The 18,450-nt window shown below is 30.5% G+C and carries 12 protein-coding genes and 1 pseudogene; 3 read left to right on the top strand and 10 right to left on the bottom strand.

What is annotated here, in order from left to right; all coding sequences use genetic code 11:
- Positions 1-19: 19 nt before the first annotated feature.
- The 4 genes and pseudogenes from guaA to porV all read right to left on the bottom strand — a co-directional run bounded on the left by guaA (position 20) and on the right by porV (position 4,499).
- Entirely contained in the window at positions 20-1,555 is a 1,536-nt protein-coding gene (gene guaA / locus PG912_RS10790) for a glutamine-hydrolyzing GMP synthase (RefSeq protein WP_275687536.1), read from the bottom strand.
- A gap of 62 nt (positions 1,556-1,617) precedes the next feature.
- Positions 1,618-2,682, bottom strand: coding sequence for a 3-oxoacyl-ACP synthase III family protein (locus PG912_RS10785; protein WP_275687535.1), 1,065 nt, complete (start codon positions 2,680-2,682; stop codon positions 1,618-1,620).
- 167 nt (positions 2,683-2,849) lie between these two features.
- Positions 2,850-3,333 (bottom strand): annotated as a pseudogene (cdd, locus tag PG912_RS10780) (cytidine deaminase).
- 92 nt (positions 3,334-3,425) lie between these two features.
- Positions 3,426-4,499, bottom strand: a complete 1,074-nt coding sequence (porV, locus tag PG912_RS10775) for a type IX secretion system outer membrane channel protein PorV (RefSeq protein ID WP_275687534.1) — start codon at positions 4,497-4,499, stop codon at positions 3,426-3,428.
- A 300-nt stretch (positions 4,500-4,799) separates the two neighbouring features.
- Between porV and gldJ the strand changes: the two genes are divergently transcribed.
- Together gldJ and PG912_RS10765 are read left to right on the top strand one after the other, a co-directional pair.
- Entirely contained in the window at positions 4,800-6,509 is a 1,710-nt protein-coding gene (gene gldJ, locus PG912_RS10770; RefSeq protein ID WP_275687533.1) for a gliding motility lipoprotein GldJ, read from the top strand.
- Between the two features lie 60 nt (positions 6,510-6,569).
- On the top strand, positions 6,570-7,823 hold the full coding sequence (locus PG912_RS10765; protein WP_275687532.1) for a UDP-N-acetylmuramoyl-tripeptide--D-alanyl-D-alanine ligase: 1,254 nt from the start codon (positions 6,570-6,572) through the stop codon (positions 7,821-7,823).
- Here the strand turns inward: PG912_RS10765 and PG912_RS10760 are convergent.
- Positions 7,820-8,674, bottom strand: a complete 855-nt coding sequence (locus tag PG912_RS10760) for an N-acetylglucosamine kinase (RefSeq protein WP_275687531.1) — start codon at positions 8,672-8,674, stop codon at positions 7,820-7,822. The two genes, PG912_RS10765 and PG912_RS10760, sit on opposite strands and share 4 nt — an antisense overlap.
- Before the next feature lie 171 nt (positions 8,675-8,845).
- Here PG912_RS10760 and PG912_RS10755 point away from each other — a divergent pair, with 171 nt between their 5' ends.
- Positions 8,846-9,556, top strand: coding sequence for a tyrosine-protein phosphatase (locus tag PG912_RS10755; protein WP_275687530.1), 711 nt, complete (start codon positions 8,846-8,848; stop codon positions 9,554-9,556).
- Positions 9,557-9,597: 41 nt separating this feature from the next.
- Here the strand turns inward: PG912_RS10755 and PG912_RS10750 are convergent, their stop codons facing one another.
- Genes PG912_RS10750 through ccsB form a run of 5 tightly spaced genes read right to left on the bottom strand, consistent with a single transcriptional unit; the run spans position 9,598 to position 18,413 of the window.
- Positions 9,598-11,961, bottom strand: a complete 2,364-nt coding sequence (locus tag PG912_RS10750; RefSeq protein WP_275687529.1) for a GumC family protein — start codon at positions 11,959-11,961, stop codon at positions 9,598-9,600.
- Positions 11,962-11,967: 6 nt separating this feature from the next.
- On the bottom strand, positions 11,968-12,720 hold the full coding sequence (locus PG912_RS10745) for a polysaccharide biosynthesis/export family protein (RefSeq protein ID WP_275687528.1): 753 nt from the start codon (positions 12,718-12,720) through the stop codon (positions 11,968-11,970).
- Positions 12,721-12,744: 24 nt separating this feature from the next.
- Complete coding sequence (locus PG912_RS10740; RefSeq protein WP_275687527.1) at positions 12,745-14,649, bottom strand: polysaccharide biosynthesis protein; 1,905 nt, start codon at positions 14,647-14,649, stop codon at positions 12,745-12,747.
- Positions 14,650-14,693: 44 nt separating this feature from the next.
- Positions 14,694-15,209, bottom strand: a complete 516-nt coding sequence (locus PG912_RS10735) for a DUF2892 domain-containing protein (protein WP_275687526.1) — start codon at positions 15,207-15,209, stop codon at positions 14,694-14,696.
- 57 nt (positions 15,210-15,266) lie between these two features.
- A complete protein-coding gene (gene ccsB, locus PG912_RS10730; RefSeq protein WP_275687525.1) occupies positions 15,267-18,413 on the bottom strand; it encodes a c-type cytochrome biogenesis protein CcsB in 3,147 nt (1,048 codons plus the stop codon).
- Positions 18,414-18,450 lie beyond the last annotated feature (37 nt).

Genomic DNA, 18,450 nt, shown 5'->3' with positions numbered 1-18,450 from the left:
TATTTTTTTCTTTAGAATTTTATTCCCACTCAATTGTAGCAGGTGGTTTAGAGCTAATGTCGTACACAACTCTGTTAACACCTTTTACATTGTTTATAATTTTATTCGATATTTTTTGTAAAAATTCGTATGGTAAATTTACCCAATCGGCAGTCATACCATCAGTACTTTCTACTGCACGTAAGGCAACTACTTTTTCGTACGTTCTTTCATCTCCCATTACTCCAACTGAGTTTACTGGTAATAAAATTGCGCCTGCTTGCCATACTTTATTATACAAACCATCTTCTTTTAATCCGTTGATAAAAACAGCATCCACTTCTTGTAAAATACGTACTTTTTCTTCGGTAATATCTCCTAAAATACGAATAGCTAATCCAGGATCAGGAAAAGGATGACGACCTAATAAGTCTTTATCAATTCCCATAGAAGCTCCTACACGACGAACTTCATCTTTAAAAATCATTCGTAAAGGCTCTACAATTTTAAGTTTCATAAAATCAGGTAAACCACCCACGTTATGATGACTTTTAATGGTTGCTGATGAGCCACCGTTTACAGAAACAGACTCAATCACATCAGGATAAATTGTTCCTTGTGCCAACCATTTTGCATCATCAATCTGATTTGCTTCATCATCAAAAACATCAATAAAAACTTTACCAATAGCTTTACGTTTTTCTTCTGGGTCACTTAAGCCAGCAAGCTCATTCAAGAAACGTGCCGAAGCATCTACTCCTTTTACGTTTAAGCCCATACCTTCGTATTGTTTTAAAACATCAGTATATTCATTTTTACGTAATAATCCGTTGTTAACAAATATACAGTGTAAATTACTTCCGATAGCTTTGTGTAATAATACGGCTGCTACGGTAGAATCTACACCTCCAGATAAACCTAAAACAACTTTGTCTGTTCCAACTTTTGCTTGTATATCAGCAACTGTTTCATCTACAAATGAATCTGGTGTCCAAGTTTGTGCTACTTCAGCTATATTAACTAAAAAATTTTGTAATAATTGTTTACCATCAGTAGAATGATATACTTCTGGGTGAAATTGAATTGCATATGTTGTTTCTCCTTCAATTTTATAAGCAGCATTTTCTACATCGTGAGTGCTTGCTAATAATATTCCGTTTGTTGGTAAGTTTTTGATAGTATCTGAATGACTCATCCAAACCTGACTTCCTTCAGAGATATTTGAAAAGAATTCTTCTCCTTCTTTTACAAACGATAAGTTTGCTCTACCATATTCTCTTGTGTTTGATGGTGCTACTAATCCGCCAGAAAAGTGGGCTAAATATTGCGCTCCATAACAAACAGCTAATACTGGTTTTTTTCCTCTAATTTCTGATAAATCAGGATGTAAAGCCGTTTCTGAACGAACAGAGTTTGGACTACCAGAAAGGATTACAGCTTTAAAGTCGTTTAAGTTTTGTGGAATTTTGTTATACGGGTGAATTTCACAATAAATGTTTAATTCTCTAACACGGCGAGCAATAAGTTGTGTGTATTGCGATCCGAAATCTAAAATAAGTACGTTGTGTTGTTGCATATGCAAAAATAGTACTTAGATTTTAGACTTTTAGTATTTGAATTTAGATTTTTTGAAGTTTTTTAATAACGATAAACGACAGCGTTTATATTCATTCCCGCACCCACAGACGCAAGTATTATTACATCGCCTTTTTGTACTTCTTGATTTTCGACATTCCCTTTTAGTACTAAATCTAATAAAGTAGGTACGGTTGCCACCGAGCTGTTACCTAGTTTATGAATACTCATCGGCATAATGCCTACAGGAATTGGCTTTTTATACAATCTATAAAAACGTTTGATAATTGCATCATCCATTTTTTCATTTGCTTGATGAATGAATATTTTTTTAACTGCGTCAATTTCAATTCCACTTTTATCTAGCGCAGTTTTCATTGCTTTAGGCACGTTATTTAATGCAAATTCGTAAATTTTACGTCCGTGCATTTTTATATAACGAACATCTTTATCTAAATTTTTATTAAAAGAGTTTCCGTAGAATAAAAAATACGCTTCTTCTTTGGTAAAAGTTTGTGAGGCATGACTTAAGATTCCGCTTTCACTACCTTCTTTTAATTCAACAACACAAGCGCCTGCGCCATCACTATAAATCATAGAATCACGATCGTACTTATCAACAACTCGCGATAAAGTTTCTCCACCAATAACTAAACACTTCTTAGCAATCCCTGCTTTTATAAAAGCTTGTGCTTGAATGACACCTTCAACCCAACCTGGACATCCGAATAAAATATCATATGCAACACAATTTGGATTTTTTATTTGGAGTAAATGTTTTACGCGACTAGCTAAACTAGGAAGTATATCACTTTGGATAGCGTCTTTTTTTACATCTCCAAAATTATGAGCGAATATTATGTAATCTAATTCTTCAGCATTTAAATCGGCATCTTCTATTGCTTTTTCCGCAGCAAAATATCCTAGGTCAGAAGCCGTATAATTATCCGTAGTATATCGACGTTCTTCAATACCAGTAATCGATTTAAATTTTTCAATAATTACACTGTTCGTGTTTTTAAAAGAAGTTCCATCAGCATTTAAAAATGAACTTTCTAAAAACTGATTATTTTCTTTTTTTATTGAGGGGATGTATGAACCTGTACCTGTAATTACTGCTGATGTCATTCTAAATTATTAGGGATTGTAGATACAAATAAAGCATTTTAAATTACACTAAAGCATTAATTTAAAGCCATTTTAAAAGAATTGTAGAATCCTTAAAAAATGGCTTTATAATTAAATATTTTAAAAAAAGAGTTATCTTTTTTGAGCTTGTGATTTCTAGAGTGTGTTTATAAATATGAGCTATCGAAAGAAAAAGGAAGTAATGAAAGTAACGATGTTGTTTTTACAACCTTGCCAATTTCTCCCATAAAAAGTATTTCTATTGGTTCTTTTTGATTGATTTCGTATTCAGATAAAGTTTGTCTACATGCACCACAAGGCTACAACAGGTTTGTCTACTGTTAAATTTTCTGAAGCAGCAGTAATGGCTAATTTTTTAATTTTCACTCCAGGAAATTCAGAGCCAACTTTCCATATTCCAACCCTCTCAGCGCACATTCCAGATGGATATGCCGCATTTTCTTGGTTGTTACCCAAAATAATTACACCGTTTTCTAATAAGAAAGCAGCACCTACGCTAAATTTAGAGTAAGGGGCGTAAGCTTTAGCTCTCGCTTCAATGGCTTTATCCATAAGTAATTTATCTTCTTGAGCTAATTCCGATACATTGTTAAAAAGAGTCGCAGAAGTCTTTAATTCTATTTTTTCCATAAAGAAATAGTGTTGGTCAAAAAAAGCAGCCTGTTAGACTGCTTTTGTATTATGATACGAATTTATTAAAAAAAATCTACAATTTAATAAACCTAGTAAATTTCTCCTAAATCAAATGATAAAGAAAATCGTAAAGTGTTTTCTAGCGGGTTATTAACTGATGATGTATTTATTAAATAAGATAAATCTAAATTAAATGCTTTGGCTGTAAAACCAGTACCGAAAGTTAAAAATTGTCTCAGGCCTTTTTGTTCACTTTCATGAAAGTATCCAGCTCTAAGAGCAAATGCATTATTATATGAATATTCGGCACCTAACGCCCAAGTTGTTTCTTTAAGCTCTTCACTAAAATCTCTATCACCTAAAGAAGTAAACATTCCTTCGAACCAACCTCTAGAGGAATCAGCTCCGCTAGAAGGAACTAATAATTTTGTGAATTCGAGACTAAGACCCAACGTGTTTTTGCTGTCTAAAATAAAATCGAAACCACCCCCTAATTTTGCATTAGTTGGAATAAAGCTTTCAGAACCTCCGTTAGTATACTGTACTTTTGGACCAATATTTGCGATATTAAATCCTAGGCGATAACGACCATTAAAATTTCCGTAGTTCTTCTCGTCTGATTGATAATATCCAGAAAGATCAAAAGCTATTGAGTTTACCGCATTAATACTACTACTGTTAATGTCTAGGTTAGAGTTGATGTATTTAAATCCAACACCCATTGAGAATTTTTCACTCAATTTCATAGAATAGATACCTGTAATAGCAAATTCATTCGGGTTTATTGTTCCTTGACTATTACCGTCTAAATCTGTTAATTGAACTTGACCAAGAGAGAAATATTTAATATCCACTCCCCAAGCAGCATTTTCTTTAAACCTATTTACATAAGATGCGTTTCCAACAAAAATATCATCAGTTAAATTACGTAACCAAGGTGTGTAATTTAAGCCAATACTTATTTTGTTTTCATTGAAAACTGTTTTAGCAGGATTATGAAAAATAGAAAATGCATCAGCAGATGTTGCGACACCAACGTCTCCCATACCACCAGCACGTGCGTCAGACGATATTAATAAAAAAGGTGTTGCTGTTGTAATTTGTTGTGCTTTGGTTTGAAGGGCAAAACAGACAAAAAATAATAAAAAAGATAATTTTTTCATGTAATAATTTGATTGTTAGTTGAGCAAATATAAAGTTTTCTTAAAAAAATGCTAAAGTTTTATGTTTTTTTTTAAGTATAAGTTCTAAACGATATAAAAATTTGAATATTGTGTTGTATAAAATAATGATTTTTAATGGTGCATATTTAATCTTTTTCTTAAATTCGTAATACTAAACTTAAATAATGGTCGTTAGTAATCTTGCAATAGCAACACTATATACTTCAATTTATAAATAAATTAGTTGTAAGGAGTTATAAATATTGTAAATTGCGCCACCCCTAAAATAGTTGAAAATACATGAAAAGCACATTAAAAATATTTAGTTTATTGATTGTCACTGTGTTATTGGTTTCTTCTTGTAAGAGCAATAGAAGTGGTAGTTCAAGTAGATCTTCATTGACTGGTTGGAATTTTAATGACCCTAATTATGGAGGTTATTTAAAAGGTGAAGATAAAAATGGTAAAGGAGTACCTCCAGGAATGGTGCATATTGAAGGAGGTAGTTTTACGATGGGATTAGTGCAAGATGACGTTATGTTTGATTGGAATACAACACCAAAGAAAATGCACGTTCGTTCTTTTTATATGGATGAAACTGAGGTTACAAATGCAGAATATGGTTTGTTTATGCAATATACAAAAGACATATTTCCTCCAGAAGAGCCACAGTTTAAGAATATTTATCACTCTGTCTTACCAGATACTTTGGTGTGGAGAAAAGGATTAGGAAATACAAATTTACTATCAGAAAGTTATTTGAGACATCCGTCTTATGCAGAGTACCCTGTTGTAGGTGTTAGTTGGTTACAGGCTAATAAATACTGTAAATGGCGTACAAATGCAGTGAATTTAAAAATATTAATGGATAAAGGTGTTATTAAAAATATCTTTAAAGAAGATTCATTAAGTTTTAGAGGTAAAAATAACTTTGATACGGATACTTATTTAACAAATCCATACGCGTTGTTTGAAGGAGACTCAACAATTTATAAAAAAGGAATTCCATTACCAAGAAAAAAAGGAGAACCAAAACCAGAGAAAGATAAGTTTTCAGGTAGACAAGTTACATCTTCGGATGGAATTTTAGCACAGAAATTTAGACTTCCAACAGAGGTAGAATGGGAATATGCAGCAAAAGCAGTTTTCGAAAATCGTGAGTATAATAATATTCGTGGAAGAAAAAAATATTCTTGGGACGGTAAATATACACGTGATAGAGATAAGAGAAGGCGAGGAGATCAGTTAGCTAACTTTAAACAAGGTAAAGGGGATTATAGTGGTATTGCAGGTTGGAGTAGTGATGGGTCAGATATCCCTAACGCAGCTAGGAGTTATCCACCAAATGCTTATGGTTTGTATGACATGTCAGGTAACGTTGCTGAATGGGTAGAGGATGTGTATCGTCCTATAATTGATTCTGAAGCAAATGACTTTAATTATTTCAGAGGAAATGTTTTTACAAAAAAGTTAATAGATCAAAACGGTAAGGTTGTTATTGTTGGAGATGAAATGGGGGAGATAGAATATGATACTCTAGAAAACGGAAGAATTGTACCTAAAGATTTACCAGGAAGTGTTAAGTATATTCCAATTACAAAGGAAGATACTTATATGAGAAGAAATTATAACTTAGCAAATAACTCAAGCTTAGGAGATGGAGATCAATCTTCTTCGAAAGATTATGGTTTAGATAAAGATCAGTTAGATAGTGCTTCAAGAATGTATAATTCACCTCAAAAACCAGAATCTGAAAGAGATTCTTTAGGGAATGCAATCGATAATTATAAGTACGACTCTAAAAGAAGAACTACGTTGGTTAGTGATAAATCTAGAGTTTATAAAGGAGGTTCATGGGCAGATAGAGAATATTGGTTAGATCCTGCTCAAAGAAGGTACTTTCCAGAATATATGGCAACTAACTTCATAGGATTTAGATGTGCTACCGACAAAATGGGGCCAATGATGTTAAATAAAAGAAAAAGAGCTGTTCCGGATAAAGCTAAATAAACAAAATAATACAATAAAAAACCTCATTGAAATTCAATGAGGTTTTTTTATTTTTACAACATGGAGATAGCAGATTTATATAAGTTATATATTCAACATGGTTTAGTTGATACGGATACTAGAAATATTAGAGAGAATACCATTTTTTTTGCATTAAAAGGAGAAAATTTTAATGGAAACAAATTTGCTGAAGAAGCCGTAGCGAAAGGCGCTGATTTTTCAGTTATTGATGAGGTAGCATATAAAACTTCAGAAAATATAATTTTAGTTGAAGATGTGTTAAAAACACTCCAAGAATTAGCAAAATATCACAGAGATATGTTAGGGATTCCAATTATTTCTTTAACAGGAAGTAATGGTAAAACGACAACGAAAGAGTTAATTAATGCTGTATTATCATCAAAATATAAGACAACAGCAACAATAGGTAATTTGAATAATCATATTGGTGTGCCGCTAACATTATTATCTATGACGGCAGCAACCGAAATTGGTATTGTTGAAATGGGGGCAAATCATCCTAATGAAATTGCTTGTTTATCAGAGATATCAAATCCGGATTTTGGATATATAACCAATTTTGGAAGTGCACATTTAGAAGGTTTTGGCTCTCTAGAAGGCGTTGTTAAGGCAAAATCGGAGTTGTATGATTTCTTAATTAGTAATGAAAAAAAAGTTTTTGTTAATCCAGAAGATTCTATTCAATTAGTTAAAACTACAAAAGCAACTGTTGTTTTATTTAATGAGTCTATTGTTTATATAAATGCAAATCCGTTTGTTAAATTATCATTTGATTCACTAGAAATACAAAGTAATTTAATTGGTGCTTATAATTTTTCAAATATTGCCGCAGCGATCACTATCGGTCATTATTTTAAGGTATCAAAAGAGAAAATAAAAGAAGCAATTGAAAACTTTATTCCATCAGATAATCGATCTCAGGTAATTGATACGGATAATAACAAGATTATTCTTGATGCGTATAATGCAAATCCAACGAGTATGAAAGCCGCTTTAGAAAGCTTTAACGATCTTGAAAGTAGACATAAAACTATTATCATTGGTGATATGTTTGAATTGGGTGATTACAGCGTTAAAGAGCATCAAAATATAGTCGATTTAGCTACAGAATTTAAATTTGATTCAGTCTTTTTTATTGGAGAGCACTTCCATAAAACAGAAACAAACTATCTTAAGTTTTTAGATTTTGAGGAGTTGAAAGAACATCTATTAAATAACCCGGTTAAAAAAAGCATTATTTTGATAAAAGGATCAAGGGGAATGGCTTTAGAGAGAATTGTTTCACTTTGTTAAAAAGTGTTCTTTTGGTGAAATTTGACTAAATCATCAATAGGGCGTTGTATTATATCGGTAATGATTAGATTATTTTTTAATGCTACCTCTTCTAAAAAATGGCTAAAATAATAAGCAATAGAGCCTATGAAGTAAAGAGGTGTTGAGGATTCTTTGTTATAAGGCAATATTTGATATTTGAAATATTTACGAAATCCTTTCTTTATTAGTTTTTTTATGTATTGGTCATTTTTGTATTCGAACATAAATTCTGCAAACGAAGCTAAATACATATTTGGATTTGGTGTTTTATATAAGTTGATTTTAACGAAATCAATCTCAAGATTAAATTGATTAGCAAATATTTTAGCTAAGTTTTTAGGCATTTTTTGATAGTAGAAATCTCTTAATAATCGTTTACCAAAATAATTACCACTAGCTTCATCCATAATTGTATATCCCAGTGATGGATGAATTTTGTTTATAGAGGTTCCGTTATAATAACAACTGTTGGATCCTGTTCCTAAAATACAAACAATGGCAGGCTTATTAGCAGTAGCTGCGTAAACAGCACCTAAAAGATCTTCTGAAATAGTGATTTTTGCATTTGGGAAAACTATTTGTAATACCGCTTCTAAAATCTGAATAGATTGTGGCGATCCACAACCTGCTCCGTAAAAATAAATCTTTTGTACTTTCGATTTTATAGCAATTAATTCAGGCGTTTTATCGATTCGATGTAATAATTGATTCTTTAAAAGAACTGCAGGATTTAAGCCTAATGATTTAGCTCTAAAAAGCTCTTTTTTATCATTTTTATTAAGAGCAATCCAATCTGTTTTTGTTGAACCTCCATCTGCAATTAAAATCATTTTGTAGTTTTTGCTTCAAATATAAACAACCAATTTAAAAAAGTAATACTTAATATAATTTGTTTATATAATTAGTAGTGGTATAAAGTTTGTTATACATTTATTGTATTAAATTTGTAATTAAATAAGAGAATTATAATTATGTTTTTTTTCAAGAAAAAAGAAATTTCTTTGGAACAGTTTTTTCCAGAAGGTTTTGTCGATATTCATTCTCATCTTTTACCGGGAATAGATGATGGCGCAAAAGATTTAGAAGATACTATATCGTTACTATTAAAAATGTATTCTTATGGAATAAAAAATTTTATTACAACTCCTCATGTTTTAGGGGATGTATATCCTAACTCTACTGAATTAATACAAGGTAAACTTAAAGAGGTAAGAGTAGAATTAGATAATAGAGGGTTGAAAGATATAAAGATAAACGCTGCAGCTGAGTATATGATGGATGAACAGTTTATTGAGCGTTTGAATAAAGACGATATTCTAGTGTTAAAAGATAACTTTATTCTCGTAGAGATGTCATATTTTAATGCTCCTTATAACTTGTATGATATACTGTATCAAATTCAATTAAAAGGATATAAGCCTGTGTTAGCACATCCTGAGCGCTATAGTTTTTACCATAATGATTTTAATGATTATTATAAATTAAAAAAGGCAGGTTGTGTTTTTCAATTAAACTTATTGTCTTTAACAGCACAATATGGAAAAGGGGTGCAAAAGACAGCGAAAAAACTATTAAAAGAAAATTTATATGATTTTGTGGGTACAGATACCCACCATCATAAGCACTTAAAGTTATTGAATACCATAGGAAATACAAAAACAAAAAAGCAAATTGAACATTTGTTAGAGAATAATAAAAAATTCAGATACTAAAAAAGGAAGTAATTTTGCTTCCTTTTTTAGTATCTGAATTTTTAAAATATTTTTTTATACCAAGGTTTTGTATCTTCTTCTGCTACTCCATACCCATACCCATACCCATACCCATACCCATATCCATAACCACGGTTCATATCCGTATCGTTTAAAACGATAGCTAATTTAGGTAGCTTTTTATCTTTATATAGACTTTGCGGAACAATTAACATTCTTTTATCTAGGTAATTTGCCCTGGCTACATATAAAACAATATCAGCATATTTAGAAATTAACAAAGTATCTGTAACCAAGTTTACAGGAGCAGTGTCTATAATTACATAATCATAGGTAGTTCCTAGTTCACTAAAAATTGAACTAATTTTATCCGTCATAAGTAGTTCAGCTGGGTTAGGGGGAATCGCACCAGAAGCTATAATATCTAAATTAGGAATTTCATCAATATTAAATTTTAAAGAATCTAATGTAATGCTTTCGTTCGTAATATAATTAGTAATCCCTTTTCTGTCTGCAATTTCAAGGTATTCAGTAATTTTAGGAGCTCTTAGATCCATACCAACTAAAATAACTTTCTTTCCAGATAAAGATAAAGAGGCAGCTAAATTAATAGAGGTAAAAGATTTTCCTTCACCACTTGTTGTAGAGGTTACAAAAATTATTTTTCCTTTATTAATTTTTTGAGGGAGCATAAAATCTAAATTGGTTCTAATCAATCTAAATGCTTCTGCAGTACTAGAGCGAGCTCCAGCATTGATAACTATTTTTTCTTTAGTTGTAGAGTGTGGAATATCGCCTAAAAAAGGGATTGTTGTATGTTCTTCAATATCTTTTTTAGTATGAACTTTAGTGTCTAGTAAATCTCTTAAATATATAATTATAAATGGGATTAAGACTCCAAAAAGTAGGGCAGATAAATATATTATTTTTCTTTTAGGGCTTATTGGCGTGTTAGATCCATAAGCTTTATCTATAATTTTTGCGTTCGGTACAGCAGTAGCTGTTAATGATATAGCTGTTTCTTCTTTTTTATTTAACAAATAAGAATATAAACCAGCTATAATTTGCTGCTTACGAGCAATATCTAAAAACTTTCTTTCTTTACTAGGTATTGAAGAAATTTTAGAATTAAATCTATTTGATTCTTTTTGTAAGCTATTAACTCTAAATTGTAAAGATCTAACAGAGTTTAGAAGACTACGTTTTAATGATTTTTTTAGGTTTGAAATTTCTTCTTGAACCTGAATAAGAGCAGTGTTTTTAGCTCCAGCGCTCTTTTCCAAACGTTTTAATTGAGCGATAAATTGATTATATTGATTGATTGATTGTCCTATATTTGAATCAGATAATCCTAAGTTTGATGGTAAATAGTCATTGTTATTTAATTCATTATCTAATGATTTTGCTAAATTTAATTCAGTGGTAGCTTCAATTAATTTTTGACGATTTTCAGTATTCGTTTGTAGAGTTAATTGAGCTTCAGACTGTATGTCAGTAATATTATTTTGATCTTTAAAAGTTTCAATATTATCATCTATTATAGCGAGTTCTTTTCCAATGTTACTTAATCGTTCAATAATAAAACTATTTGTTTTTTCAGAAACTTCTTTTTTGTCTTTTATTGCATCTTCATTGTATTGTGTTACAAGTTCATCAAGTATATCTTGAGCTTTCTCTATAATTGCAGATTGAAGAGAAAGTTTTAATACACTAGAACCTCTACTAACGGGGTCTACTGATATTCTTCCTTGATAAGAGTTTATTGTGTTTTCTATAGAAGAAATTATGATTTTAAGATTCGTATTTATTGAGTTTTTACTAAATAATGAAGTTTTAACAATTTTGAAACTACCAAAATTAGGATGAATTACAGGCTCGTTAAAAGAATTGTCAGAAAGAAAATTGCCATCTATATCAAATAATTTAAATTTTAGGTCAGATAAGATTTGAATATTAAAAACAGCATTTAAGTTATGAGAAGAAGAAGAGGTGTCAAATAAAAATTTTATTGAATTTTTATTATAAATTTCAGACTCCTTTAATCTACCCTCTGAGATATATTTAATATTCAAATTTAATTTTTCTATAACGTCAAAAATTAATTTTCTAGATTTTATTATTTGAATTTCATTATCTATATTTTTTCCAGAGTTTCCAACAATACCTAAATCTTGAAATGCTGCTAATTCACCAGAGAGCCCTCCTTTTTGATCATTCTTTATTAAGATAGTCGTAGATACACTATACTTTGGTGTACTATAGCGCAAATTCAAAAAAGCTAACGTTATGGAAGCAATAATCCCTAGAGCAAACCATTTCCAATGAACTAGGTATTTTTCTAATTCAGCTCTAATATTAATAGTATCGTTATTATCTATTTTGGAAGAATATTGATTGTTATTCATATTAATTTATCTTGTTAAAATAGCAATTAGAGAAATTATTACAGAACCTACAGAAATGAAAAGTCCAGTATTTTTGTTAAAAGAAGCTGATTGTGATGTGGCTTTGTTAGGGCTTACATAAACTATATCATTTTGTTGCAAGTAATAAGCAGGAGATGCAAAAATATTATTTGAACGTAAATCTAATAGATATGTTACTATTTTATTATTTTCCTCTCTTTTTATCTCAATATTTCTTATTCCTGAAATATTTAAATCTCCTGCTAAACCAATGGCTTCGATAACAGATATTCGTTCATTAGGAATGGTAAATCTACCAGGCCTTTTGACATCACCTAAAACAGTCACAGAAAAATTTGATATTTTTATATTTACAGAAGGACTTTTAACATAATCTGGAGATAGTTTTCTTTTTAAAAAAGCAATAGCTTCTACTCTAGTTAATGAGCCTAGTTTAATTCTTCCTAAAAGAGGAAATTCAATATAACCTTCACTGTCTATTAAATATGAGTTTCCTTGTGATGAGTTTTGTGTATTAGCAGCAACTCCAGGTAGGTTAAAGGGTTTAACCGCTTCCTGATCAAGAGCTGATATTGTGATTTCTATTAAGTCACTAGGCTTTAAAGTTGTTTTATGTGTATTATTTGTTTGTAGTTGAGTAGTATTATCATTTTGAAAATACACAATACTTTTTTTAGAAACACATGAAGTGATTGTTAACAAAACAATCGTTAACATTATTTTTGATACTTTTTGCATCTTTTTTTTTGCGAAAATACAAATTTAATTTTTTGTAACAATATCTAATTTTTCATAGATTGAATTATTAGATATATATTCAGGAACAATGCTTTTTATTAGTTGCACTGTTTTTTGATTATCATGTTTTTTATTAGAGTTACACAAATCTAAAATTTTAGCACTAATAAGGTTTACATCAATTTGTTGGTTTTTAGCAATCATAATTTTTTCATGATAGGTAGGAGCTGTGTTCTCTCCATTTGCTAAGAGTTCTTCATATAATTTTTCACCAGGACGTAAACCGGTTATTTTTATATCAATGTCATCAGGGAATATTAAACCTGATAAATGAATCATCCTTTTGGCAATTTCATATATTTTCACTGATTTACCCATGTCAAAAATATAAATCTCACCACCATTTCCCATTGTTCCTGCTTCAAGAACTAAGCTACATGCTTCTGGTATTGTCATAAAATAACGAGTGATATTTTTATGAGTAACAGTTAAAGATCCCCCGTTTTCAATTTGCTTTTTAAAAAGAGGAATAACGGATCCGTTTGAACCTAAAACATTTCCAAAGCGAGTTATTGTAAATTTAGTTTTATGATCGGTGGCATTGCTTAAGCAACTAATGTACATCTCAGCAACTCTTTTTGTTGCTCCCATAACATTTGTAGGATTTACAGCCTTATCTGTAGATACCATAACAAAACGCTCTACATTATGCTTTATCGCCAAGTCTGCTATGTTTTTGGTGCCTCCAATGTTTATTTTAACAGCTTCGTAAGGGCTCATTTCCATTAGAGGAACGTGTTTGTAGGCAGCGGCATGAAATACTTTTTCTGGTTTGTATTGCTCAAAGATTAGAGACATCCTTATATAATCTCTAACGTCAGCAACGATAGAAGTGAAGTTTTTTCTGTTTTTTTGAATAAGTTCTTGTTGAAGGTCGTATAGAGCGGATTCAGCCTGATCAATTAAAACTAGATGTTTATGCTTGTATAAACTAAGTTGCCTTGATATTTCAGAGCCAATTGATCCTGCAGCTCCAGTAACTAATATTACCTTGTCGTTAACATCTCTCTGAACTATAGGGTTATCAATAGAGATTGGTTTTCTATCAAGTAAATCTTCTATTTTAATACTTCTAATTTGATTTGCTTCTAAATCTCCATTAATCCATTTTGAGAGAGGAGGAACAATTTTTACTTTAACTCCCAACTGCAGTAAAGTATCAGTTAAATAAAGTAGCTTTTCAGGTTTTATATTTTGGATAGAAATAATTATTTCATCAATATGTTTAATTTCAATGAATTTTTTATTTATTTTTTTGCCATAGTAAATTTTAATTCGATCAATTTTTTTACCAGCTTTTTTTTCGTCATCATCAATAAAGCCTAATACTTCATATTTGTTTTTAGTATCTCTATTTAAAGCTCCATAAGTTATTAATCCTGAATTTCCAGCTCCATATATAAGTACATTTGTAATCGTATTTAATTTTGTTGATATTATTTCATAGAATGCTTTAAAAACATACCTACTGATAACTAATAATAAAACAGAAATTAAATAATGAATAATTACAATCGACTTTGGTATTGTAAAGTTTGGAATTATTTTAAAAATATTATTAATTAAAATAGTACTAATAGTTATGGTAGAGAGTAATGTAGTTCCAATAAAAACATTAAAAGCATCTCTAGTACCAGTATGTCTTATAATACCTTTATAGGAACCTACAGATAAAAAACTAATAAGAGCAATAGTTGATATAAATGGAATTTGATAATATAAATTATCAACATCAAAATTTAAGCTAGCATTAAAACGAACAGCATATGCTAAAATAAAAGAGAAACATATTAAAATGAGATCTACAATTAAAACAATCCATCGAGAAGTATATCTTTCAAAAGCTTTTAAGACTATTTTTTTAAGCATAGATTATTAATTAAATGTTAAAAATACAAAATTTTAAATGAAGCTTATATTTTTTTCATTTGTTGTTTCATCATTTGCATTTGTTCTTTTAACATGCCGTGCTTATCTAATTTTTTAGCCTCTGTCATTAAATTAGTAGCTTCACGCTTTCTGCGTTTCGTCATTGCTATTCCTGCTAATTGTAACTTTGCCATTGCTAAATCATGATCCATACCTAAACCTAACTTAACAGCTTTGCGTAAAAATTTTTCTGCTTGTGTTATGTTGGTTTGACTTAACATAATTCCATGTAAATAATTATAGTAACCTTCTTGTTTTTGAATTAACGCGGTAGATGGGTTTTTAATATAATCTAACCATTTTTTAGCGCCGTCAAAATTCTGTTTACGTAGTTGCATAAAGGCAAGTAATATAAATTCGTTTTTAAAATAAAAGAAAACGAAAATACCCGCTAGTAAAAGGATCGAAATTCCATTCATTATATGAACTTGAGCAAACTCGTAAATAGCCCATAAAGTTATCAATCCTGCAAATCCTAATTTTATATTTTTATTGAACATGTTTTTCTTTTTATAAACGTGTAAAAGTACATTTTTTATGTTAAAATAATAAGGTGTTTATTTTTTATAAAACTTTTTATATTTAAGCCAAGCGAATAAACCAAGGATAAAAACAAAAGTAATAGAGTAATAAACTGAGGTAGGTGTAATTACCTTGTCACCACTGGCGTATGAATGTAAACCTGATAAATAGAAATTCACACCAAAGTAAGTCATCATTATTGATGCAAAAGCGATAATCGTCCATAAATTAAAAGTATATCTACCTCTTAATCCAGGAATTAAACGCATGTGTAAAACAAACGCATATACCATGATTGAGATCAACGCCCAAGTTTCTTTTGGATCCCATCCCCAATAACGTCCCCAGCTTTCGTTCGCCCACATTCCACCTAAAAAAGTACCAATGGTTAACATCACCAATCCAACAGTTATAGACATTTCGTTGATGATTGTTAATTCTTTTATATGAAGATCTATTTTCTTCTTGTTTTTTGCATTGGTAAAAATCATTAAGAATAAACTAAATATTCCTAAAATCATACCTAAAGAAAAAGATCCGTAACTAGCTACAATAATTGATACATGTACTTTTAACCACCAAGAGTTTAATACAGGTTGAAGATTTGCAATCTCTGGATCTAACCAATTCTGACTTGCAAAAAACAAAGTAATAGCAGTTATAAAAGTAGCCGCAGCAATTGTTAAGGTTGATTTTCTTCCAAGTATCAATCCAAATAACATAGTTGCCCAAGCAACAAATACGATAGACTCGTATGCATTACTCCAAGGAGCATTTCCGCTAATGTACCATCTAGAAAGCAATCCTAAAGTATGTAAAATAAAGAAAGCAATAATAACAGCGATTAATACTCTAACTACAGAATTTATCCATTTTTTAGTTGAAAAAATTTGAGTAATCAAAAAGATAATTAAAAGCACACTAGATAATCCGAAGTACTTAATCAAACGATTAAAAACATCGAATTGATTATAGGCAATCTCTAATTCAATTTTATCTTCTGATGGATATACTTCTTTTCCGAATTTTTGCTGAAATTTTTTAATTCCACCTAAAACTTTATTTGTTTCGGTATAGTCTCCCGATTTTCTTGAAACTTGTAAAAGTTGCATGTAAACAGGTAGTGATTGACGAACAAAAACCGAGTCGGTTCCTTTAAAACCAGCATTTAAAGTTTCTGGTTGCGACACCCATTTATTATTGTCATCATTCGGTATTGGGTAAATACGTAACATACCGCCACCTAAAGTTTGTGATAATAACCAAACTCTTTGTTCTACTTTAACAAGGTCAGTTTCAAATTTATTTTTTACATTTTTCTTTTGCGCCTCAGTAACTAATTTTCCTATTTTAGAAGTTCCTTTAGTGTCGTAAAAGTCAATAAATCTAGCATATTTAGCATCTTTAGCTACACCCAAAAGTTCTCTTATTTGTGTATTTCCTTTTTCTAAATAAACAAAAGGAACATTCAGCCAAAGCATCGGCATTTCAGTAATAGAAAGCAACACTTGTGTCGGATTCATTCCTTTAAAGTTATTGGTATGTGCTACTTTTCTAACCAGTTCAGAAGCTAAAGTGTGGGCTGGTTTCATTCTACCACCAACATCTTGTATTACTAATGAGCTGAATTTGGTGGTATGCTCAAGGCTCGCTTTGTTACTCGTTAAAATAGAGTCTATTTGTACTTCTGAAAGTTGTTTTGGTTTGTGTGGCGCATTATGTTGACTAAAAGCACCAAGTGAAAACAATAATAGAATTACAGATAAGCCTGCTTTTTTAACTTTTACTTTTTCTAATGATTTTTTTAAATCGTCAAAGCGTGTGTTTTTAATAAATAGTATACAGATTAACCCGAAAAATAATAAGAAATATCCAATGTAGGTAATCCAAGTACCAACGAAATCGTGGTTTACAGATAGGTGAGTTTGTTCATGTTCACCGTCAATTTTATAACTAGATTGAAATAATTTATACCCTTTGTAATCTAAAATATTATTCATGAAAATTCTAAAATCAAAAGTTTCTTCTTCAGCTATAACCGTAATCTCACTTGCGTAGGCAGCAGCACTTTCTGAACCAGGATATTTTTCTAATTGAAAGTCATTTAACTTCACTTTAAAAGGCGTATATCGTTTTTTAGCACCATACCAAGCCCTAAAGTTTAAATCGCCAAGGCTAAACTCTTCAACATTGTCAACATTAAATTGACCTCCATAAAATTCTACTCTTTCGGTTTCATCGTTTGCAGTGATGTCAAAAATAACAGTATCGTATTTTTTATTGTCTTTTTCTCCAGCAAGCGTTTTCATAATCCCTTTTTCAGGAGATTTCGGAATTACAAACTGCAATCCTTTTATGGTATGTAGTGTTAAGAACTGAAAGTGTTGTGCGCTATCTTTAACAATCTGACCTTTTTTCTGATCAGCCATTCTAAGCCAATCACCATTATTTTTAGAGACCATTTTTAAATTATCTCCTTCGTAATAAAAATTAACAGAAGCATTGTTTTCAGGCACATCGAAACTAACAAGTATGTTATGAATATTTTGAGTGGTTCCTCTTTTTATATAATGTTCGTGTCTGCTTCCGCTAGAACTTTCTACTAAAAATAAATGTTCAACCCCGTTTTCATCTAAAACAAGTTTCTTTTCAGACCACGGAATATAATCAACCAAGTTAAATGTTATTTCGTGTTGCTTTCCATCTTTTTTAGGTTGAAAAGTTTCTGTAAATTTAGCAGAATTACTTCCCCAAGCAGAAAGAAGTAGTTTGTTGTTGGTTTCTTTTTGAAACTCGTTATTATCAACAACAACATTTAAGTAATTGATGTCAGAAAAAAAAGTGTTTGTCGTTTCTCCTTCATCAATAATCATAATTCCTTCATGGCTTATGTAACGAGTAACTCCCGCACCAATTAAAATCAATAAAAAAGAAGCGTGGAAAAGTAAAACCCCCCATTTTTCTTTTCTGTATAAACGGTATCTGAAAATGTTTCCAAAAAAATTGATTACAAAAAATCCCATAATCAATTCAAACCACCAAGTGTTATAAACTAGCGCTTTAGAGGTTTGTGTTCCAAAATCATTTTCTATAAAAGTGGCTACTCCCATAGCGATGGCAAATACGAAAAATAGTACTGCCGTTAAACGGGTAGAGTAAAGAATATCTAATATTTTTTTCATCTGTAAATCAGCTAAGTGTAAAACTTCGCAAATTTAC

This window comes from Tenacibaculum retecalamus, from assembly GCF_027941755.1.
Lineage (GTDB): Bacteria > Bacteroidota > Bacteroidia > Flavobacteriales > Flavobacteriaceae > Polaribacter > Polaribacter haliotis_B.
The sequence above is the reverse complement of the archived record's forward strand: the minus strand, read 5'-3'. Positions and strand labels throughout refer to the sequence as shown.

Coding starts and splice junctions, on each gene's coding strand:
- guaA (WP_275687536.1), bottom strand. CDS start 1,555: ATGCAACAACACAACGTACTTATTTTAGATTTCGGATCGCAATACACA.
- PG912_RS10785 (WP_275687535.1), bottom strand. CDS start 2,682: ATGACATCAGCAGTAATTACAGGTACAGGTTCATACATCCCCTCAATA.
- porV (WP_275687534.1), bottom strand. CDS start 4,499: ATGAAAAAATTATCTTTTTTATTATTTTTTGTCTGTTTTGCCCTTCAA.
- gldJ (WP_275687533.1), top strand. CDS start 4,800: ATGAAAAGCACATTAAAAATATTTAGTTTATTGATTGTCACTGTGTTA.
- PG912_RS10765 (WP_275687532.1), top strand. CDS start 6,570: ATGGAGATAGCAGATTTATATAAGTTATATATTCAACATGGTTTAGTT.
- PG912_RS10760 (WP_275687531.1), bottom strand. CDS start 8,674: ATGATTTTAATTGCAGATGGAGGTTCAACAAAAACAGATTGGATTGCT.
- PG912_RS10750 (WP_275687529.1), bottom strand. CDS start 11,961: ATGAATAACAATCAATATTCTTCCAAAATAGATAATAACGATACTATT.
- PG912_RS10745 (WP_275687528.1), bottom strand. CDS start 12,720: ATGCAAAAAGTATCAAAAATAATGTTAACGATTGTTTTGTTAACAATC.
- PG912_RS10740 (WP_275687527.1), bottom strand. CDS start 14,649: ATGCTTAAAAAAATAGTCTTAAAAGCTTTTGAAAGATATACTTCTCGA.
- PG912_RS10735 (WP_275687526.1), bottom strand. CDS start 15,209: ATGTTCAATAAAAATATAAAATTAGGATTTGCAGGATTGATAACTTTA.
- ccsB (WP_275687525.1), bottom strand. CDS start 18,413: ATGAAAAAAATATTAGATATTCTTTACTCTACCCGTTTAACGGCAGTA.